Source organism: Serratia sp. JKS296, from assembly GCF_900215445.1.
GTDB lineage: Bacteria > Pseudomonadota > Gammaproteobacteria > Enterobacterales > Enterobacteriaceae > Serratia > Serratia marcescens.
Genome location: NZ_OCMX01000001.1, coordinates 1,494,856 through 1,514,918, shown reverse-complemented (window position 1 = coordinate 1,514,918; position 20,063 = coordinate 1,494,856). Strand labels below are relative to the sequence as shown.

General features: G+C 61.3%; 20 protein-coding genes and 1 pseudogene. 5 read left to right on the top strand and 16 right to left on the bottom strand.

Annotation, left to right across the window (positions count from 1 at the left end; translation table 11 throughout):
* The first annotated feature begins 53 nt into the window (after positions 1 to 53).
* Together nrdB and yfaE are read left to right on the top strand one after the other, a co-directional pair.
* A complete protein-coding gene (gene nrdB / locus CRO23_RS07185; RefSeq protein WP_004935915.1) occupies positions 54 to 1,184 on the top strand; it encodes a class Ia ribonucleoside-diphosphate reductase subunit beta in 1,131 nt (376 codons plus the stop codon).
* Between the two features lie 3 nt (positions 1,185 to 1,187).
* On the top strand, positions 1,188 to 1,448 hold the full coding sequence (gene yfaE / locus CRO23_RS07180) for a class I ribonucleotide reductase maintenance protein YfaE (RefSeq protein ID WP_016926927.1): 261 nt from the start codon (positions 1,188 to 1,190) through the stop codon (positions 1,446 to 1,448).
* 59 nt (positions 1,449 to 1,507) lie between these two features.
* Here the strand turns inward: yfaE and CRO23_RS07175 are convergent, their stop codons facing one another.
* On the bottom strand, positions 1,508 to 1,660 hold the full coding sequence (locus CRO23_RS07175) for a Hok/Gef family protein (RefSeq protein WP_004935921.1): 153 nt from the start codon (positions 1,658 to 1,660) through the stop codon (positions 1,508 to 1,510).
* 271 nt (positions 1,661 to 1,931) lie between these two features.
* On the opposite strand from CRO23_RS07175, the pseudogene CRO23_RS25220 reads away from it, so the two are divergent.
* Positions 1,932 to 2,186: pseudogene (locus CRO23_RS25220) on the top strand (FAD-dependent oxidoreductase); the annotation flags it as partial.
* Positions 2,187 to 2,327: 141 nt separating this feature from the next.
* Here the strand turns inward: CRO23_RS25220 and CRO23_RS07165 are convergent.
* Positions 2,328 to 3,524: a nicotinamide mononucleotide deamidase-related protein YfaY gene (locus CRO23_RS07165; protein WP_089184844.1), complete on the bottom strand. Its 1,197-nt coding sequence runs from the start codon at positions 3,522 to 3,524 to the stop codon at positions 2,328 to 2,330.
* 245 nt (positions 3,525 to 3,769) lie between these two features.
* Here CRO23_RS07165 and tyrP point away from each other — a divergent pair, with 245 nt between their 5' ends.
* On the top strand, positions 3,770 to 4,978 hold the full coding sequence (gene tyrP, locus CRO23_RS07160; RefSeq protein WP_015378562.1) for a tyrosine transporter TyrP: 1,209 nt from the start codon (positions 3,770 to 3,772) through the stop codon (positions 4,976 to 4,978).
* A gap of 61 nt (positions 4,979 to 5,039) precedes the next feature.
* Here the strand turns inward: tyrP and CRO23_RS07155 are convergent, their stop codons facing one another.
* Complete coding sequence (locus CRO23_RS07155; protein WP_016926923.1) at positions 5,040 to 5,579, bottom strand: YfaZ family outer membrane protein; 540 nt, start codon at positions 5,577 to 5,579, stop codon at positions 5,040 to 5,042.
* 338 nt (positions 5,580 to 5,917) lie between these two features.
* Between CRO23_RS07155 and katA the strand changes: the two genes are divergently transcribed.
* On the top strand, positions 5,918 to 7,354 hold the full coding sequence (katA, locus tag CRO23_RS07150) for a catalase KatA (RefSeq protein WP_015378563.1): 1,437 nt from the start codon (positions 5,918 to 5,920) through the stop codon (positions 7,352 to 7,354).
* 44 nt (positions 7,355 to 7,398) lie between these two features.
* Here katA and menE read toward each other — a convergent pair whose 3' ends face one another.
* The 13 genes from menE to CRO23_RS07085 form a co-directional block, all read right to left on the bottom strand.
* Positions 7,399 to 8,784 carry an o-succinylbenzoate--CoA ligase gene (gene menE, locus CRO23_RS07145; RefSeq protein ID WP_097101623.1) on the bottom strand — a complete coding sequence of 462 codons (1,386 nt, stop codon included), beginning with the start codon at positions 8,782 to 8,784 and terminating at the stop codon, positions 7,399 to 7,401.
* Positions 8,772 to 9,755: an o-succinylbenzoate synthase gene (menC, locus tag CRO23_RS07140; RefSeq protein ID WP_097101621.1), complete on the bottom strand. Its 984-nt coding sequence runs from the start codon at positions 9,753 to 9,755 to the stop codon at positions 8,772 to 8,774. Before menC ends, menE begins: the two co-directional genes overlap by 13 nt.
* On the bottom strand, positions 9,755 to 10,612 hold the full coding sequence (gene menB, locus CRO23_RS07135; protein WP_016926920.1) for a 1,4-dihydroxy-2-naphthoyl-CoA synthase: 858 nt from the start codon (positions 10,610 to 10,612) through the stop codon (positions 9,755 to 9,757). The genes menC and menB overlap by 1 nt, the downstream gene beginning before the upstream one ends.
* 11 nt (positions 10,613 to 10,623) lie before the next feature.
* The gene (gene menH, locus CRO23_RS07130; protein WP_097101619.1) at positions 10,624 to 11,394 is read right to left on the bottom strand and encodes a 2-succinyl-6-hydroxy-2,4-cyclohexadiene-1-carboxylate synthase; all 771 of its coding nucleotides are present in this window, start codon (positions 11,392 to 11,394) and stop codon (positions 10,624 to 10,626) included.
* Positions 11,391 to 13,067 (bottom strand): 2-succinyl-5-enolpyruvyl-6-hydroxy-3-cyclohexene-1-carboxylic-acid synthase, encoded by a 1,677-nt coding sequence (gene menD / locus CRO23_RS07125; RefSeq protein WP_049300060.1) that lies wholly within the window; start codon positions 13,065 to 13,067, stop codon positions 11,391 to 11,393. The genes menH and menD overlap by 4 nt, the downstream gene beginning before the upstream one ends.
* A 380-nt stretch (positions 13,068 to 13,447) precedes the next feature.
* A complete protein-coding gene (gene elaB / locus CRO23_RS07120) occupies positions 13,448 to 13,759 on the bottom strand; it encodes a stress response protein ElaB (protein WP_028127745.1) in 312 nt (103 codons plus the stop codon).
* Positions 13,760 to 13,840: 81 nt separating this feature from the next.
* Positions 13,841 to 14,872: an L-idonate 5-dehydrogenase gene (gene idnD, locus CRO23_RS07115; RefSeq protein ID WP_097101617.1), complete on the bottom strand. Its 1,032-nt coding sequence runs from the start codon at positions 14,870 to 14,872 to the stop codon at positions 13,841 to 13,843.
* Positions 14,873 to 14,894: 22 nt separating this feature from the next.
* A complete protein-coding gene (gene idnO / locus CRO23_RS07110) occupies positions 14,895 to 15,659 on the bottom strand; it encodes a gluconate 5-dehydrogenase (protein ID WP_016926915.1) in 765 nt (254 codons plus the stop codon).
* Positions 15,660 to 16,022: 363 nt separating this feature from the next.
* On the bottom strand, positions 16,023 to 16,532 hold the full coding sequence (locus CRO23_RS07105; RefSeq protein WP_016926914.1) for a DUF1097 domain-containing protein: 510 nt from the start codon (positions 16,530 to 16,532) through the stop codon (positions 16,023 to 16,025).
* Between the two features lie 234 nt (positions 16,533 to 16,766).
* Positions 16,767 to 18,011, bottom strand: a complete 1,245-nt coding sequence (locus CRO23_RS07100) for an MFS transporter (RefSeq protein ID WP_016926913.1) — start codon at positions 18,009 to 18,011, stop codon at positions 16,767 to 16,769.
* A gap of 137 nt (positions 18,012 to 18,148) precedes the next feature.
* Entirely contained in the window at positions 18,149 to 18,685 is a 537-nt protein-coding gene (locus tag CRO23_RS07095) for a DUF2938 family protein (protein ID WP_079450290.1), read from the bottom strand.
* A 19-nt stretch (positions 18,686 to 18,704) separates the two neighbouring features.
* Complete coding sequence (locus CRO23_RS07090) at positions 18,705 to 19,568, bottom strand: DMT family transporter (RefSeq protein ID WP_079450291.1); 864 nt, start codon at positions 19,566 to 19,568, stop codon at positions 18,705 to 18,707.
* A 43-nt stretch (positions 19,569 to 19,611) separates the two neighbouring features.
* Positions 19,612 to 20,037, bottom strand: coding sequence for a cupin domain-containing protein (locus CRO23_RS07085; RefSeq protein ID WP_016926910.1), 426 nt, complete (start codon positions 20,035 to 20,037; stop codon positions 19,612 to 19,614).
* Between the last annotated feature and the right edge of the window lie 26 nt (positions 20,038 to 20,063).

The following is a 20,063-nucleotide window of genomic DNA, read 5'->3' as shown; positions in this document are numbered from 1 at the left end:
GGCCGGAGTTTTCCGGCCCCTTCATTTAGCCACGTTACGATGGATTCAGGCTTATGGCTTACACCACTTTTTCTCAGACCAAAAACGACCAGCTGCAAGAGCCGATGTTCTTCGGCCAGTCGGTAAACGTTGCGCGTTTCGACCAGCAAAAGCATGAAATCTTCGAAAAGCTGATCGAAAAACAGCTCTCCTTCTTCTGGCGCCCGGAAGAGGTTGACGTTTCCCGCGATCGCATCGATTATCAGGCGCTGCCGGAGCACGAGAAGCACATCTTCATCAGCAACCTGAAGTATCAGACGCTGCTGGACTCCATCCAGGGCCGCAGCCCGAACGTCGCCCTGCTGCCGCTGATCTCGATCCCTGAGCTGGAAACCTGGGTGGAAACCTGGTCGTTCTCCGAGACCATCCACTCCCGTTCCTACACCCACATCATCCGCAACATCGTCAACGATCCGGCGCTGGTGTTCGACGACATCGTCACCAACGAAGAGATCAAGAAGCGCGCGAAAGACATTTCCGGCTACTACGACGATCTGATCGAGATGACCAGCTACTATCACCTGCTGGGTGAAGGCACCCACCAGGTGAACGGTAAAACCGTCACCGTCAATCTGCGTGCGCTGAAGAAGCAGCTGTACCTGTGCCTGATGAGCGTGAACGCGCTGGAAGCGATCCGTTTCTACGTCAGCTTTGCCTGCTCCTTCGCGTTCGCCGAGCGCGAATTGATGGAAGGCAACGCCAAGATCATCAAGCTGATCGCTCGCGACGAAGCGCTGCACCTGACCGGCACCCAGCACATGCTGAACCTGATGCGTTCCGGCGCCGACGATCCTGAAATGGCGGAGATCGCCGAAGAGTGCCAGCAAGAGTGCTACGATCTGTTCGTGCTGGCCGCCCAGCAGGAGAAAGAGTGGGCGGAATACCTGTTCCGCGACGGCTCGATGATTGGCCTGAACAAAGACATCCTGTGCCAGTATGTGGAATACATCACCAATATCCGCATGCAGGCGGTCGGCCTCGGTCTGCCGTTCGAAACCCGCTCCAACCCGATCCCGTGGATCAACGCCTGGCTGGTGTCCGACAACGTGCAGGTAGCGCCGCAGGAAGTGGAAGTGAGCTCCTACCTGGTTGGCCAGATCGACTCGGAGATCAACGCCGACGACCTGAGCGACTTCGAACTGTAAGCGATGACGACGCCAACCGTGACGCTGCGCGCCGCCGGCACGCAGCTCTCTTGCCCTAACAGTGAAAACTGCCTGCTCGACGTGCTGGAACTGCACGACGTGCAGGTGGAGTACCAATGCCGCTCCGGCTATTGCGGCGCCTGCCGCCTGAAGCTGGTGAAAGGCGAAGTGGCCTACCGCCAACAGCCGCTGGCGTTTATCAACGCCGGCGAAATCCTGCCCTGCTGCTGCATGCCGCTGACGGATATCGAGCTGGAAATGTAAAGTCGGGTGCCGGAAACCGCGCCTGAAGACCAGAAGGCGGGGTTGCCCCCGCCCTAGGATTACCGCTTCACCTCACACGCCAACCTGATCAGGATAGTGATATTTTCCTGGTAGATTTTCAGCTCGCACAGCGAGTCTCTTATCATCCAGATAAATAACAAAACCGTAATACATACAACGGTTAGCGAGTGAAACACATGCCTTAAGCGCATGCTTGCCTCCTTGCTGTGAAGGGGCTACCATAACGGTGTCTAGGCGTTAGGGCAGCCCCATTCTGATTTGAGAGTCAGTCTGGGGCTTTCATCTATCCGCCTTGTCACACAATGCCCAAGACGAACAGTCTCAAGCACCCGTCAAGAGAGTAACAGCATTCCCTCACCGCGAATATCCCCTATAAGATTATGATTAATCAGGGATATATAACCATCCTCAAAGTATTTCGCTTAGTGCCCCTTTCCCGCCGATGTGTAAAAAAGCACCGCGTTGCGGGCGCGCGTACGGCATATCTCGCAGGGATGGGCGCCCGCCTTGCAAACGGCGTTAGCGTTGGCGGATCCCCTGTCGCTCAGCGTGCGGACGGTGCAGGTTACGGCGGCGATGCCGGAATGGCACAGCGAACGCATCGCCTTTCTCGGCGACGCCGTGCACGCCATGAGCCCGGCGGGTGGGCTCGGCGCCAACACCGCGCTGGTAGACGCCGCCAGCCTGGCGGCGCATCTGGCGCACTCAGACAGCGCCGGGCAGGCACTCAGGAACTACGGTACAGAACTGCAAACGCGAGGCGCGGCCGCAATACGTCTTTCACGCCTGGCGTCCGAACGGCTGATGCAGCGCGATGAGGCCGACAAGACGCGGGAGACTCAGCAACGCCGATGCCCGTCACTCGATAATTTCCACCACTTCCAGCCAGGCGTTTTTACCGCACGCCTGGCTCCCATTCAGCCAGCGGCGCAGCATATCCAACGCCAGCATCGCCACCGACTCCTGACGCAACCGCAGACCGTGGCGCGACGCGCGATAACGCACGGTCTGGCCAATGCCGCCGCGCGGCGTGTGCAGCGCAATGCTCACCTGCTCATCGCGCATGGCGCTGACCGCCAACGCCAACGGCGCGCCGGTCAATTCCGCCAGCGAGCGGGCGCGCGCCAGCGTCGTTTCCAGCGTTTCGATGCAGTGTGCCGGCAGCAGCTCGCCACCCGCCAGCGGCGCCCCTTCGCTCTGCAGCTGCAGATTGATCAAACCGCCACTGAACTGCTCGCTCAACGCCAGCTTCAGCCCTTGCTGATTCAGGCGCTGCGTCAGCGTCGCCGGCAACCCGTCGGTGCCTTCAAAAATGCAGTTGTCCCCCGCCACTTCGCGCACGCGTCGCCAGGCCAGCTCCATTTCCGCACGCCGGCTTTCCGGCCCAGTCAGCTTCAGTTCGATGATCGGGCTGGAGGAACGGTAACCCAACACCACATCCGGCGGCAGCGGCATGCCGTCCAGCTCGGCGGCCAGATCGCTCTCGGAGGTGCCGAAGGTCGTCAGGCGCAGGCACAGCGGCGGCGCTGGCAAGGTGAAGCGCTGGCGCAGACGCGGTACGATCTGCTGCTCGACCATCACTTTGAATTCCGACGGCACGCCGGGGGTGAAGAACATCAGGCATTGGTTCAGCTGCAATGCGAACCCGCAGGCGGTGCCCACAGGGTTATCCAGCATTTCCGCGTTGGCCGGGATCTGCGCCTGCTTGCGATTGGAAGGGGCCATCGGCCGCCCGCGCTCGGCGAAATAGGCTTCCATGCGCGCCAACCAGTCAGCCCGTTCGACCAGCTCTACGCCGCTGGCTTTCGCGGCGGCCAGCGCGCTGAGATCGTCGCTGGTCGGCCCCAGGCCGCCGTTGACGATCAACACATCGGCGATATGGCTGCGTTCCTGCAGGATCTCGATCAACGCAGAGAGGCTGTCCCCGACCGTTTCACGCCCGCTCATCGGCACCCCCTGCTGGAACAGGTAGTCCGCCAGCCAGGCGGCGTTGGTATCAATAATTTGCCCGTGCAGCACCTCATCGCCGGTGCTGAGCATCTCCACCCTTAACATTGATCTCTCCCACATTTTTTGGTCATTCCACTATAGAAGCCCGTAAATAACTTTTCACTAGCCGCCTTCGGATAATTTCAGCCTTGGGTCCGTTTCTCATGTGCCATGCCGGTCGCCGCAATGTAAATATTTATTTACATCACGCGTAACGCCGGTTTGACACAAATTAGGGCTTCCACTATCCTGCCATCCTCATAAATCGTTACCTATAATTTTCAAAATCTTTCGGCTGGTAGAGAAAAAACGTGAAGAATCGCACTCTTGGCAGTGTTTTTATCGTGGCGGGCACCACCATTGGCGCCGGGATGCTGGCGATGCCGCTGGCAGCGGCCGGCGTCGGCTTCGGCGTCACGCTGGCCTTACTGGTCGGGCTGTGGCTGTTGATGTGTTACACCGCGCTGCTGCTGGTGGAGGTTTACCAGCATGAGCAGGCGGATACCGGTCTGGGCACGCTCGCCAAACGTTATCTCGGCGGCGGCGGCCAGTGGCTGACCAGCTTTAGCATGATGTTCCTGATGTACGCCCTCACCGCCGCCTATATCAGCGGCGCCGGCGAACTGCTCGCCACCAGCATCAGCCAATGGACATCGCAGGACTTCCCGGTGTCGCTCGGCGTCCTGCTGTTCACCCTGGTGGCCGGCGGCGTGGTGTGCATCGGCACCCACTCGGTCGACTTGTTCAACCGCATCCTGTTCAGCGCCAAAGTGGTATTTCTGGTGGTGATGCTCGGCCTGATGTTGCCGAATATCCACCAAACCAATCTGATGACATTGCCGCTGGAGCAAGGCCTGGCGCTGTCGGCCATTCCGGTGATCTTCACTTCTTTCGGTTTCCACGGCAGCGTGCCGAGCATTGTCAACTACATGGGCGGCAACATTCGCAAACTGCGCTGGGTATTTATCATCGGCAGCGCCATCCCGCTGATGGCCTATATCTTCTGGCAGCTGGCGACGCTGGGCAGCATCAGCTCCGACACCTTCGTCGGCATTCTGGCGCAGCAGGCCGGGCTGAACGGCCTGTTGCAGGCGGTGCGCGACGCGGTGGCTTCGCCGCACGTTGAACTGGCGGTGCACCTGTTCGCCGATCTGGCGCTGGCGACCTCGTTCCTCGGCGTGGCGCTCGGGCTGTTCGATTTCCTGGCCGACCTGTTCAAGCGGCAAGATAACGTGCGCGGCCGCCTGCAAACCGGCGCCATCACCTTCCTGCCGCCGCTGGCCTTCGCGCTGTTCTACCCGCGCGGCTTCGTGCTGGCGCTGGGATTCGCCGCCATCGCCTTGTCGGTGTTGGCGCTGCTGTTGCCTTCACTGCTGGTGTGGAAAACCCGCCAAAAGCATCAGGCGCAGTATCGCGTCTGGGGCGGTACGCCGGCGCTGGCGTTGGTGTTTGTCTGCGGGGTGACGGTGATCGCCATCCAACTGGGCATCGCCAGCGGCATGCTGCCGGCGGTCGGGTAAGCGACGAAAGACAAGAAATGATAAAGAGAAAGGGGCCGCAATGGCCCCTTTTTGCTGAGCGTCAGAAGCTCAGGCCCACGCCGACATAAGGGCCATCGGCCAGCGTATTGTCGCGACGCCCGTCTTTGCCTTCCATTTGCATGTAACGGTAGCCCACGTCCACGCTCAGCGGACGGAACTTCCAGCGCAGGCCGCCGCTGGCTTCGTTATAGGCCTTCACGCCGCTGGTGAAAGACTCAGGGGCAAAGTACCCTTCGCCGTGCAGGCTGAAGTAACGGTTAATTTCCCACTCCAGGCCGCCGCCCAGCGCCACCGCCCCGCCGCTCTTCCCGTCTTTCGGGCTGAGGTACAGCGCTTTGGCGCCCACGGTCGCCGTCAACGGCCCCAGCGGCACGCCGAAGTTCAACCCCAGGCTGCCGACGTTGCCGTCGTGGTCGCTGCGCGCCCAGTTGCCGGTCAGGCCAAGACCTGAAGAGCCGGTGCTCATGCCGACGCCCAGGTTGGTGTAGTGTTGCCCGGCTTCGCCCGACACGCTGATGGCGTTCGCCGCGCCGGTCACCAACAGCAATCCTGCCGCGCACGCGACCCAAGTCTTTTTCATCATCTTTCCCTCTGGTTTGTCATCCGTACCGAATGATCGAATCAACGCATAATAATAACGTCACGAGTCTATACCAAAGCGCAATGAGTATTTAAGGGATAAAAGCGAAAAAATTCTTCAATAATCAAATAAATGTAAAAATTTGCAAACAAAAATCCATATTCGTCAAGGCGATGCCAACGATAACCGAGACCTATTTGCCGTCGCTCGGCAATAGGGCTACAACTAGTAGTGGCTTTGACCAAGGTCAGGGGAAGAAGCCCCGCCAAAGGACTATGCTGATGAACGCTTAAACCGCCCGAGTCTTTACTTAACTGCACTACGATAAGGAGCAAGTGATGAGCAAGAAAGGACTGACCACCGCAGCCGGCGCCCCGGTTGTCGATAACAATAACGTGATCACCGCGGGCAAACGCGGCCCGATGCTGTTGCAGGACGTGTGGTTCCTGGAAAAACTGGCCCACTTCGACCGTGAAGTCATCCCCGAGCGTCGCATGCACGCCAAGGGATCCGGCGCCTACGGCACCTTTACCGTCACCCACGACATCACCCGCTACACCCGCGCCAAGATCTTCTCCGAAATCGGTAAGCAGACCGACATGTTTATCCGCTTCTCCACCGTCGCCGGTGAACGCGGCGCCGCCGACGCCGAACGCGACATTCGCGGCTTCGCCATGAAGTTCTATACCGAAGAAGGCAACTGGGATCTGGTGGGTAACGATACGCCGGTGTTCTATCTGCGCGATCCGCTGAAATTCCCCGATCTCAACCACGTGGTGAAACGCGATCCGCATACCAACCTGCGCAATCCGGTCTACAAGTGGGACTTCTTCTCCCACCTGCCGGAATCACTGCACCAGCTGACCATCGACTTCAGCGATCGCGGCATTCCCAAGTCCTACCGCCACATGCACGGCTTCGGCAGCCACACCTTCAGCTTTATCAATGCCGCCAACGAACGTTTCTGGGTGAAATTCCACTTCCGCTGCGAACAGGGCATTGAAAACCTGATGGATGAAGAGGCGGAAGCGATCATCGCCAAGGATCGCGAAAGCTCACAGCGCGATTTGTTCGAGGCGATCAAACGCGGCGACTTCCCGCGCTGGAAGCTGCAAATTCAGATCATGCCGGAACACGAAGCCTCTCAGACGCCATATAACCCATTCGATCTGACCAAGGTATGGCCGCACGGCGACTACCCGCTGATCGACGTCGGTTATTTCGAGTTGAACCGCAATCCCGACAACTACTTCTCCGAAGTCGAACAAGTGGCGATGAACCCCGCCAACGTGGTGCCGGGCATCAGTTTCTCGCCGGATAAAATGCTGCAGGGCCGTCTGTTCTCCTATGGCGATGCGCACCGCTACCGCCTGGGCGTCAACCATCACCAGATCCCGGTGAACGGCGCCAAATGCCCGTTCCACAACTATCATCGCGACGGTGCGATGCGCGTGGACGGCAACAGCGGCAACGGCGCCACCTACGAACCGAACAGCTTCGGCCTGTTCCAGGAGCAGCCGGACTTCAGCGAGCCGCCGCTGAGCATTGAGGGCGCGGCCGATCACTGGAACCATCGTGAAGACGACGATTACTACAGCCAGCCGCGCGCGCTGTTCAACCTGCTGAGCGCCGAAGAGCACCAGCGCATGTTCACCCGCATCGCCGGCGAACTGTCGCAGGTGCCGGAACAGATCCAGCGCCGTCAGGTCGAGCTGTTCACCAAGGTGCATCCGGACTACGGCGCCGGCGTCGCCAAGGCGTTGGGGCTGAAATAACCCTCTGTTGCCATCTACTCAGCCGCCCTTTCGGGCGGCTTTTTTTATGCCGGACGCAGGCTCTCCGCCACCCACTGCTGCAACTGGCGGCGCGAAATCTTGATGCCGCCGTTTTTCAGCTCGTCAGGCAACGGGAGCAACGCCGCCGGGCGTTGGAAATTGGCCAGCTGGTCCTGCGACCAGGCGAGCAGCGTCGCCAGCGACAGCGACGGATCGCCGTCGATCACCGCCACCGGCCGCTGGCCGAACTCGGCGTCCGCCATCGGCACCACAAACGCCTGCGTGATCTGCGGGTGCGCCGCCAGCACGCGTTCGATATCCTCGGGCTGCACCCCTTCGCCGCCGCTGAAAAACAGGTTGTCCAGCCGGCCGAGAATGCGCAGTTCTCCCTCAGCCATCACGCCGCGATCGCGGGTCGCGAACCAGCCCTGTTCATCGGCCAACGGCTGCAGATGGCCATGACGCCAGTAGCCGAGCGCCAGGCTGTCGGCGCGGATCCAGACCTCTTCGCCCACCAGTTTTACTTCGCGGCCGCCGAGCGGCAGGCCGACGCCCGGCCGCGCATCGGCGCGCTTGGCGCACACCGTGGAGGCCAGTTCGGTCAGCCCGTAGCCGCACCAGCAGCGGATCCCCGCCGCCTCCGCCCGTTCGGTCAGCTCCACCGGGATCATCGCGCCGCCGAGCAGCACCGCTTTCAACATCATGCCCGTCAGGGGTTGCGCCAGCAGCCGCCAGAGCTGCGTCGGCACCAGCGAAGCATGCGTGCATCCCGCCAATGCCTCCGCCAGCGGGTGCATCTCGCGCACCGCCAATCGGGCGCCCGCCGCCAACCAGCGCCAGACGATGCCCTGGCCGGAGACGTGAAACATCGGCAGTGACAACAGCCAGCAATCCTCACGTTGAAAATCCATCAACCGCAACACCCCGGCGGCGCTGGCCAGATGATTGGCGTAGCTGTGCGCCGCCGCTTTCGGCATGCCGCTGGAACCCGAGGTCAGCGTCAGCGTCGCCAGACGCTGCGCATCCCACGTCGGCAGGTCTGGCCAACGCGGCTCGGTCGAGGGCGGCGTCAACCGAATCACCTCTTCCGGCAACGCCGGCAACGAGTCCGGGCCGAAAGCGAAGGCTATATCCAATTCCGGCAACAGCTGCGCCAACAGCGGCGTCGGCAAGGCGGGATTGAGCGGCAACAGGCGCGCGCCGCATTGCAGCAGCGCCAGATAGGCCAACAGCAACGGATAGCTGTTTTTGCCGCACAGCGCCACGCCGCAGCCCGGTTCTACGCCCTGGTGCTGAAAGTCCGCCGCCAGTTCATCCACCTGGCTTTGCAACGCCAGCCAGCTCAGCGGCCGTTCGCCGAGCAACAGCGCCGTCGCCTGCGGCTGAAGGCGCGCCCAGTGCCGCCACGGCCAATCGCTTAACCGCGCCATAGACACTCCAGCGCCGAGACATCCAGCAGCGGCAACGCGCTGCCCGGCCACGGGCGCAGCACCTGCGCCTGCATCAACCCCAGCGTGTCCAGGCCCGGCACGGTGTCCGGCGTCAGCCAATAGGCGATGCGCGCCAGCTGGGTCAACCCCAGGCTGGACTCGATGCTGGAACTGATCACCGCCGTCAGCCCCGCCGCGTGCGCCTGCGCCACCAGCGCCTGGCAGCGCGTCAGACTGCCGACCAACGTCGGCTTGATCACGATGGCCGCCACGCCCGGCTCGGCCTGCACCACAAAGTCCGCCTCGCGCACGCTCTCATCCCAGGCGATGGCGATGCCGGTCGCCCGGGCGAAATCGCGCGATTCATCACGGGTCTTGCAGGGCTCTTCCAAAAAGGCGATGCGATCGCGCCACGCCGGGTTGACGTATTTGGCGAAGCCGTCGGCTTTGGCGCGGGTCCAACTGCGGTTGGCATCCAGCCGCAGCCGCAGATCCGGCAGCGCCTCCAGCAGCACGTTGACGATCATGCCGTCGCGCACCGCCTCATACAGCCCTACTTTCACCTTGGCGACTTTCTCGCCCGGCAAAGCGCTCAATGTCTCGAACAGCTCGTCCGGATCGCCGGTACACAGCGGCGCCTTGCGGAAATCCGCCTGCATCGGCAAGCGCTGCTCCAGCTCGGCCTGTGCACAGCTGAGCCCAAAGGCCACCGAGGGCAGCGCGCTGTCATCCGGTTCGTTGCCCGCCAACCAGGCCTGCAGCCAGCCCAACGCGGCCTGTTCGGCCTGCGCCAACGTTTCCCGACTGAATTCCGGCAGCGGCGCGATCTCGCCCCACCCCTCACGCTCGCCCTGGCACAGTTGCACCACCCATCCGTCACGCGTTTTCAACCGCTGATTGCGCAGCACCACGCCCGCCTCCATCGGCAGGCTGTAACGGTATAGCGCCGCGCTGCGGTTTGCTCCGCTCATTACGGGTTACGCTTGAATTTGCTGAAGTCCGGTTGGCGCTTCTCGTTGAACGCGTTGCGCCCTTCCTGCCCTTCGTCGGTCATGTAGAACAACATGGTGGCGTTGCCCGCCAGCTCCTGCAAACCGGCCTGGCCGTCGCAGTCGGCATTCAGCGCCGCCTTCAGGCAGCGCAGCGCCATCGGGCTGTTCTGCAGCATTTCGCGGCACCAGCGCACCGTCTCTTTTTCCAGATCGGCCAGCGGCACCACGGTATTGACCAGGCCCATGTCCAGCGCGGCGGCGGCGTCGTACTGACGGCACAGGAACCAGATTTCGCGCGCCTTCTTCTGGCCGACGATGCGCGCCATGTAAGACGCCCCCCAGCCGCCGTCAAACGAGCCCACTTTCGGGCCGGTCTGGCCGAAGATGGCGTTATCCGCCGCGATGGTCAGATCGCACATCATGTGCAGCACGTGGCCGCCGCCGATCGAATAGCCGGCCACCATCGCCACCACCGGTTTCGGGCAGGTGCGGATCTGGCGCTGAAAGTCCAGCACGTTGAGATGATGTACGCCGCTGTCGTCGCGATAGCCGCCGTAGTCGCCGCGCACTTTCTGGTCGCCGCCGGAGCAGAAGGCCCTATCGCCGGCGCCGGTCAGAATAATGACGCCGATGCCGTCGTCGTAACGGGCGTTGGCCAGCGCGTCGATCATCTCTTTGACCGTTTGCGGACGAAACGCGTTGCGCACCTGCGGCCGGTTGATGGTGATTTTAGCGATGCCGTCGGCGGACTTGTGATACAGAATGTCTTCGAAATCGCCGGTGCAATCCTGCCAGGCGATGGCGGCATACAGGTGTTCTTCATTCGGATAAAGCATGTTCGGTTCCTTTAACCAGGGTTAACGAGAAAGGTCTGCAGCTCGGCGACGAAATCCTGCGGATTGGCCAGATGCGCGTTGTGGCCGGCCTGCGGCACGATGCGCAACGGCAACCCGGCGTCGCGCGCCAGCCGTTGAAATTTGGGGTCGTTCTCACCGCACAGCACCCGCAGCGGCACGGTCAGTTGGCGCAGCTGCGGCGTCAGATAGGGCTGCCGCCCGAGCGACGTGGCTTCGAGCATGTCGGCAATCGCCGGGCCGCTGTTGACCGAACGCGCGGCGATCAACGCCTGACGGTGCACATGGCTAAGCTCTTTGAACACCGGCTGCTGATACCAGTCCGCCAGCACCTCGGCGATCGGTTCACTGCGAAAACGCGCCGCCCACAGTGCATCCTGCTCGCAGCGATGGCGGCGCTGTTGTTCGTCCTCCAGCCCCGGATTGCCGCCCTCGACGATCACGCCTTGCAGGCCGGCATGGCGGCCGAGGCAAGCGTGATACATGGCGATGCGCCCGCCGAGCGAATAGCCCACCAGCCAATAACGTTCAATATTGCGCAGCTGCAGCGTAGCGGCGATTTGCGCGCTGATGTCGTCGAAGCCGCGGCAGGTCACCGCCACGGAATCGCCGTGGCCGGGCAGATCGATGGCCAGCGACGGCCATTCCGGGCAGCGCGCGGCGATCACCCGCCATTCGTTGTTGTTGCCGAGCAGGCCATGCAGCCACACCAGCCACGGGCGGCCCGCTTCGCCCTGTTGCAAAATTCGCGTCGCCAGCATCATTGCACCGCCATCTGTTGCACCAGGTATTGCAGGCTTTCGGCCCCTGCGCTCGGTGGCACCTGCAGTTCTATCAGCGTAGCGCCGCCGCGCCGCCAGCCTTGCTCAACCGCCTGTTGCAGCTGGCTCCAGTTTTCCGGCCGCGCGTAGTCAAGCTGGAACATCGCCGCCGCGTGGCTGAACTCGACGTTCTGCGGCATGCAGTAAAAGCGTTGGCGCTCCTCGTCCGGCGTCGGCAACAGCGAGAAAATTTGGCCGCCGTTGTTATTGACGACGATCAGCACCGTCGGCGCCGAACCGTGGCGCAACAACGCCAGCGCATTGAGGTCATACAACGCGGAAAGGTCGCCCACCACCGCCAACGTCGGCCTCGCGGTGGCGCGCTGTACGCCGGCGGCGGTGGAAATCAGACCGTCGATGCCACTGGCGCCGCGGTTGCTGAATACCGGGTAAGCGGCAGGCAGCGTCGTTAACGCGTCGATCAGTCGCACCACCAGGCTGTTGCCGAGAAACAGCTGGCCGTTCTCCGGCAGCAGCTCCGGCAGGCGGTGCGCCAGCTGCGCTTCGCCAAAGTTATCGTGCAGATGCGTGGACGCCGCCGTCAGCGCCTTATCCGCCAAGGCCGCCAGCCCGGCGGCCCACGGCGCGCGCGGTTGCGCCGGATGCTGCGCCAACCACTGCGCCACCCCGGCGCGCAAGCGCCGCCCCCGGTGCTGGGCCGGATCGAGCCGCCCCGGCAGCTCGTCGATAACCCAATACTCTTCCGGCCGGCACTGCGTCTGCCACTGCAGCAGGCGTTTGCCGGTCAAGCTGCCGCCGAACTGCACCACCAGCTGCGCGTCTTGCAACAGGCGCTGCGCCTGCGGATGCGCGAGCCATAAATCGGCGCAGGGCAGCGGTTGCCCGGTCTGCGACAGCACATCGCCGATCAGCGGCCAGCCCAGCGTCTCGGCCCAGTCGGCCAGCCGCGCGCCCTCTTCCGCGCTCATGCGGCCGGCCAGCACCACGCCGCGTTTTTGCCGCCAGAAGAACCAGTCCGGCTGCGGCGACGGCGCCGCACGCGTCTCGCTTTCCTGCAGCCACGGACGATCGCCCTGCCACCAGTCGCCCAGCGCGGCGGACCAATCGGCATACTGACGCTCATCGCCGCCGTACAGCGGTTCGGCGAACGGGCAGTTGATATGCAAAGCGCCATGCTGCAGGCGCGCCATCGCGCTGTCGACGCTGGAGGCCAGCCACGCGGCCGGAATATCCGGCGTCGGACGCGGCAGATCGATCGCCAACGTCGGGTGACTGCTGTAGAGACCGTTTTGACGGATCGCCTGATTGGCGCCGCAGTCGATCAGTTCCGGCGGCCGATCGGCGGTGAGAAACACCAGCCGTTCACCGGTCAGGCCGGCTTCGATCAACGCGGGATAAAGGTTCGCCGCCGCGGTGCCGGACGTGACGATCACCGCCACCGGCTCATGCGCCGCCTTCGCCAGACCGAGCGCCAAATGGCCGAGCCCGCGCTCATCAAAATGGGTATGGCAGATAAACGATCGGTTGGCCGCAGCGGCCAGCGTCAGCGGCGTGGAGCGCGATCCCGGAGCGATACAAACATGCCTCACCCCATGGCGGGCCAGCGCCTCGAGCAGCACAGCCGCCCACCGGCGATTAAAAACACTTGTCGACATAGTTCGCTCACAAGTCAGTTAGCAGAGATCGTCTCCGGCGCAGCCGACGGACGCCGCGCCTGTAGTTACGCTCTGTATTATATGAGGTGTTATTTTCACGGCTTTTGCGCCAGCGCAAAAACGCCGTATATCCCTGAGTGTTTACACCAGATAATTATTTGATTTAGAACAAAAAATAAACAATTAAAACACAAATACTTTACACTTGCGGCGACGCCGGCTCAATCCGTCCATACAAAAACAAGGGAAATAGAGGCGCTCCAACGGCGGCTAGCGGGAAGTATAGGCGGGATAAGGGCAAGCGATCGGGGAAACGGCGGGATGAACGACACAGTCTGCAGAAAAGCACGAGGCGGCCTGCGCCGCCCCGATGACATGATTTATTTGCGGGCCAGCAGCAGCCCCAGCACCAGCCCGACGGTGGCGCCGATGCCCACGCCGTGCCAGGGTTTGTCCCGCACGTAGTCGTCGGTGCGGTGCACCGCTTCTTTGGCGCGCGCATAGTAGGATTCGCCCGTGTTCGCCCAGCGCGCCTTGACCTCACTCAGCGCCTGCTCGGCGTGCGACTTGATGTCGATATAGGCCTGATCCGCGCGATCGCCGGTGTATTGCAGTACTTCTTCCAGCGTCTCGGTCAGCATTCTCAGATCGTCATCCAGCGTAGTTTGCTCAGCATCCGTATGTCTTGCCATCGTGAGATCTCCGTGGTTGAAAAATTAAGCGTTCCTACACTATAGACAAGGATCACCGCCTGCGGCCATCGGACTTTTACCCTAAAACACCAATTGCACCTTGGCGGCCTGGCGTTTATCGCCGGCAAACGTCAGCGCCTGCGCCAACTGCCCGCTGGCGAATTCCGCCGACAGCAACGGCAGCGGATCGATCACGCCGTCGGCCAGCCAGGCCACCGCCAACGCGAACTCCGCCACGAAGCGGAACGATCCAAGCAGATTCAGTTCCTTGGCAATCAACAACATCAGCGGAAAATCGGGGAAGCTGCCGCCCATGCCCACCTGCACCACAGTGCCTTTGGCGCGGGTGAGCTCCAGGCAACGCTGCAGCGACAGCGGATGTCCCGCCACTTCGAAGGCGACGTCGAAATAGCCCTTGTCCTGCTGATAGTCGCTAAAATCGTCGTCCGCAGCATGCAGGCACCGATTTGCCCCCATTTGCCTCGCGATCGTCAGGCAGCGCGGACTGAGATCGGCGCAGACAATCTCGGCGGCGCCCAGCGCTTTCAGCGCTGCCACCAGCAGACAGCCGATCGGGCCAACGCCGGACACGAAAATCTTTTTCCCCGTCACATCGCCGGGCTGCTTCGCCGCGTGGACAGCCACCGCCAGCGGTTCGGCGAACACCATCACCCTGTCGTCGCGATCGGCGGCGTAAGGAATGCACTGCGCGCTATCCACCACTTTGTATTGGGTAAAAGCGCCGTCGACGTGCGGAAAATACATCGCGCTGCCGAAAAAGCGCATCTCGACGCATTGATTGCTTTGCTGCGCCAGACAGTATTTACACTGCCCGCAGGGTTTGCTGGGATTGAGCGCCACCTTCTGCCCGACCGGCAGCTGCGGCGAATCGCTGGCGACCACCTCACCGATCACCTCATGGCCCAGCACCATCGGCTGACGCACCTGAAAATTGCCGACCTTGCCTTCCTGGAAGTAATGCAGATCCGAGCCGCAGATGCCGCCGCGGCTGATTTTCACCAGCGTTCCCTGCCCCCGATAATCCACTTCTTGCGCGATCACCGCCACGTCTCGCTTGCCGTTGACCACGCAGGACTGGGTTTGAATTTTCATCTCCAGACTCCACGGAAAAAGGTTACACCGCCGCCGACATGCCGCCATCGACAAACAGCAGTTGCCCGTTGACGAAGGCGGAGGCGTCGGCGGCCAGGAACACCGCCGCACCGATCAGCTCCTGCGGATCGCCCCAGCGCGCGGCGGGCGTGCGTTGGGTCAGCCAGGCGGTGAAGGCCGGATCGTCGGCCAGCGCCTGCGTCATCTCGGTTTTGAAGTAGCCGGGGGCGATGCCGTTGACCTGAATATTGTAGCGCGCCAGCTCCACGCACATGCCGCGCGTGAGCATTTTCACCGCCCCTTTGGACGCCGCATAAGGGGTGATGGTGTCGCGGCCCAGCTCACTTTGCATCGAGCCGATGTTGACTATCTTGCCGCGCCGGCGCGGCACCATGTAACGCGCCACGGTCTGTGACACGATGAAGACCGCCTTCTGGTTGACGGCGATGATGTCGTCCCAGTCTTGCTCCGGAAACTCGGTGAACGGGTGGCGGCGCTGGATGCCGGCGTTGTTGATCAAAACGTCTATCGCGCCGATGTCCGCTTCGATACGGTCGATGGCGGCATGCACCGCCTGAGAGTCGGTGACGTCGAACGCCGCCGCCTCGGCGCGCAGCCCCTCTTCGCGCAAACGATCGGCGGCGTGCCGGGCATGTTCTTCGGTGGTGGCGTTGATCAGAATATGCGCGCCTTGTTGCGCCAGGCCGCGTGCCAGCAGAAAACCGATGCCGCGCGAGGCGCCGGTGATCAAGACGGTCTTGTTATCCAGTGAAAACAGATTGTTCATGGTGATTCCCGGCCATCAGGCCTCCAATCGGACAGGCCTCTATCTCAGCCGATTGTTACCGGTAAAAACGTGATGGAAATCACTGAAAATCATGTTACGAAACCCTGTTACCTTTAACGTGATCTCACGCAGGCAGCAAGAGGGGAAAGATCATCTATCCGATTGAAAAATGGCTATTTCCAATAGAAGTGCATTCATTGTTATCGCCAAATCGATGGATTAAAATACCGCTATCCCCCTTGCCGCGCCGCCCGTGAAGGCCACCGAATGAAACACCTCCGCGTTACGCGACAGGACATCACACAATGGGCCGGCGTAACCCAAACGCCGGGTGACCAAACGCTGGTGGTGAACTGCCGTCTCTCACTCGGCGGCACCGTTTGAGCCGACATTCGGGCCAACCGGCGGCGTAGCGCGGGCTTTTTCGCTGCGCGCCGCCCACCACAGACCGCTGTTTTTCATCGCATAGCCGAATAGCAGCCCCACCAGCAGGGAAAGCGTCACCAGCGGCCAATCGCCGCCGCCGGCGAAGGTCGCGCAGGCACCGATAAAGGTGCCGGGCACGAACCCCAACCACTGCTGTTTGGCCTGAATGCACATCAGGAACGCCACGACGCCGGTCAGCAGATACCCCAGCAGATTCCACTGCGGGGCCAGTTCGCTGCCGCGGATGATCGCCATTGCCCAGAAGACGCCGCTGCAGCAGGTCAACGCGCTAATCAACAGCCCTTTCAGCCCGCCCTGCGGGCAGGCGAAATACGCCGTGCAGCCCAGAAAACCGGCCCAACCGATCAGCCCCAGGCTGACGGCAACCCAGCCCCAAACGCCGGAGAGGATCCCGGTAGTAACGGCAATGGCGAAAAGAACGTTCATAAAGTGACCCGCGGCAAAAATAAAGCGCGCAGTTTAACCGAAGCGAGTGATTTTTTCGTGACTAAAATCACGAAAAAAATGCAAATAAGGAAATGTAAATATCAAAAAATCAATGTGTATCACAAAAAAAGCCAGCGTGACGAGCACGCTGGAATAACACAACACCAGGGAAATCACGATCTCAAATGAAATGCCTACATGCGACGCCTGTCGCCTCCCTCCCGAACGCCGGTTTCAGCGTGGGAAGCCCGCACGCGTTACCATGACGCTCAACGTCAAACAAATCACGGCGCTGCTCAGGAATAACAAGTGGGTCGCCAAATGCAAATCGGCGTGGTCGATCACAACGCCCAACAGGATCGGCACCCAGTTAGCAATATAAGCGATCACGTAGAACAGGGAGATCAAACGCGCATGGCTGGCTTTCGGTGAAATCAGATTCACCAGCGTGGCGCTGCCGACGAAGATCGCGCCATAGGCGTAACCGGCGATCACCATGCCTGCGGCGGCCAGCGCCAGCGAATGGATCTGAATCGCCACGGCGAACACCCCGACCGACAAAGCCTGAGCCAGGCAACCGAACAACAGCGAATGGCGGGCGTTGATGCGACGACTCAAAATCTGGCTGATGCCGGCAATCACCAGATAGACGGCGACCACATAGCCAAAGACGCCACGGCTCTGCATATCCAACAGCTTTTCGGCGACGCTCGGCCCTATCGCCAGAATGCTGGCGGCAACCGCCCAACAAATGAACAATGCCCCGGCGCACAGGAAGAATTTGCCGCCGGTCGCGCGCAGGCCATCCGCCAGAGAGCTCTTCGCCACCGGCGCGTTATCCGCCGCTGCGCTATCGGCCTGCGCCGCCACCGCCTCTCGCGGCCAACGCAGCATCACGCCCAGTGCGGCGACGGCGGCGATGGCCATGATGATGATGAACGGCAATGACGTGGTATGAAAACCGGTTTGCAGGGCGACGCCGCTAAAGATCGGGCCCAGGGCCAATCCGGTGGTAAAGGACAGCGTCGCGATCAACGCCGCATTTTTTCCGCCGTCCTGCGGCCCGAAACGCACCAACGCGATATTCGCCGCACCGGTCAGGGCGCCGGTGCCGACGCCGGCCAGCAGCCGTGCCATAAACATCATGAAGAACGATGACGCCACCGAAAACAGCAGCGCGCCAAGCAACACCACCAACAGCGCCGGCACGATCATGCTGCGCAGGTCTTTTACTTTCCCCGCCATATTGCCTACGCCGAATAGCGAAATCAGCACGCCGGCGGCATAAGCGCCGTAGATGATCGTCAGGCTGACCGAGCTCAACGCCAGCTCATGTTGATAAAGCGGATAAAGCGGCGTCGGCGCGCTGCTGTTCAACAGCGCTGACATCAATGCCAACGCCAGAAACAGCAAGATAGCGAAATGCGATGTACCCGCCTTCGCTTTAGCCGTTTCTTCAACGGCGATACTTTCTGACATGTTCAACTCCCGAATCGATCAGGCATTCGCCCTAAATAAATGCGCCTTCCCGTAGGCCACGCGGCTTCAGGAAGCGCGCTTATCATAGCGTTGGGCTATCACGCCCAAAATAGCCAAGAATGCATCATCGTGATTCATTAATGCAGCATCGCAGCGTCAGGCATGCATTTCTGCAGCATGCGACGCCGCCAGGCGATGGCGCAACCGCCCAATGCCACGCCATACACTGCATGGTTGGCCAGGCTGGCGATCAGCAAAGCCGGATTTTTACCGGCCATTCCCCAAAGCCCCAACCCCACCGAGGGATAAATGAAGCACAGCGAGATCAGCGAGCAGGCCAGGCCATACGTCAGCGCCCCGACGAACAGGCCGCCCCCGGACTTAATGCGCGGGCAGATCAGGCGATAGAACGGGATCGCCAGGCTAATGCCGGCAAAATAGTGCGCGCCGTAGCCCATCATCAGAGCCTCTGGCACATCGGGAATGTCGCCAGGCCGCAAAAACCAAAATTGCCCCTGCAGCCATTGATTCATCAGTTTGCCGATGAAGGCCAGGTTGAGCTTGCCGATGAGACCGACGCTGGAGGCGACACTGTTCACCCCATCCATCACCAACGTCGCCACCATGCCAAACAAGACCGCCATCGCCATGCCGCCAACCGGACGCATGTTCATTGTTTCGTTCCTTATCACGTTATGCCACCGCCGCCTGCTCGGACTTGGCCGAAGCACGCTTGCGCACCGCCAACGCGCCGGACAACACGATCAGCGCCATACCGGCGGCGGCGATATAAGACTGCTGTTCGCCAAATATCAGATAGCCAAGCAGCGTAGAGAAAATAATGGTGCTGTAAGAGAGAATGCTGACAATCACCGCATTGCCGCCCCCGTAGGCGCGAGTCATGGCGATCTGCCCCAGGCTGCCGAAGACGCCGATGGCGCAGACGCACAGCAGCATTGCGCCGTCCAGCAAGGAAAAGCCCAGTAACGCAGTCATCAGGCCGCCAACCAGCGTTCCCACCAGCGAGAAATAGAACACCACGCGCAGTTCCGGCTCTCCGTGCCGCACCAGCTTGCCGACGTTAAAGTAAGCCAGCGCGGTCAACAGACCGGCCGCCAGCCCGACCAGCGTGGCAACGTACTCCCCGTTGGGGGCGTCGGGGCGCAGCAATACCAAAATGCCGGCAAAGCCCAACAGCACGGAAAACAACAGCCGACCGGTCAGTTGCCCTCGGGTCGTGATAAACGCGATCGCCGACTGAAAGAGGGGATTGGTATAACCCAACGTGGTGGCGGTGGCGATCGGCAGATGTATCAGCGAATAAAAACCGCAGTACATCGCCGCATTGCCTATCGCCGCCCGCTTCATATGCAATCCGAGATGACGGGTGCGAAAACCGAGGCGCTGGATCTTGATCAGCGCCGCGACGATCAGCACATTGATGAGAGAACGATAAAAAATGATGTCGAAAAATCCGACCGTCGTCGACGCCAACTTGATGCAAGCACCCATCAGCGCAAAGAACCCGCTGGCGACGACCATCCACAAAGCTACCATGATCTTCTCTTATTAACGGCCTTTGGTCTGGGCCGTATCAACACTATCCGGCGGCTTTCACCGTCAACGGTTTATCGTCCGCGCAAGCGAAGAACACCAGCATTTCGGCGCCTTGCTCGCCGGAAACGCCTTGGTGCACGATATCCACGGTATCGGTAAACGAATCCCCCTGCCGGAACGTGCGGCGTTCACCGGTTGTCCTGACGGTGAGCGAAACGCTGCCGCCGCTCATGTACACTGCGCTGATGCAAGGATGCGTATGCCAGGCCAGTACCTTGTTCGGCTCTACCGTCACCTTCAGCATGGTGATCTGCGGTGCGCCAGCGGGATACTGACGATATGCCGAGCCCTCCCACGCGCTGTCGGTCTTGAGCAACGTCGTTTTGACGATGCCTTCGCCATGCCCCTCGGCAGCCTGAACCGGCCCCTGAAATACTGCCAACAATGCCAAAATGCTCCACTTAACCATCTGATCGCTCCATGACTGCCGCGAGT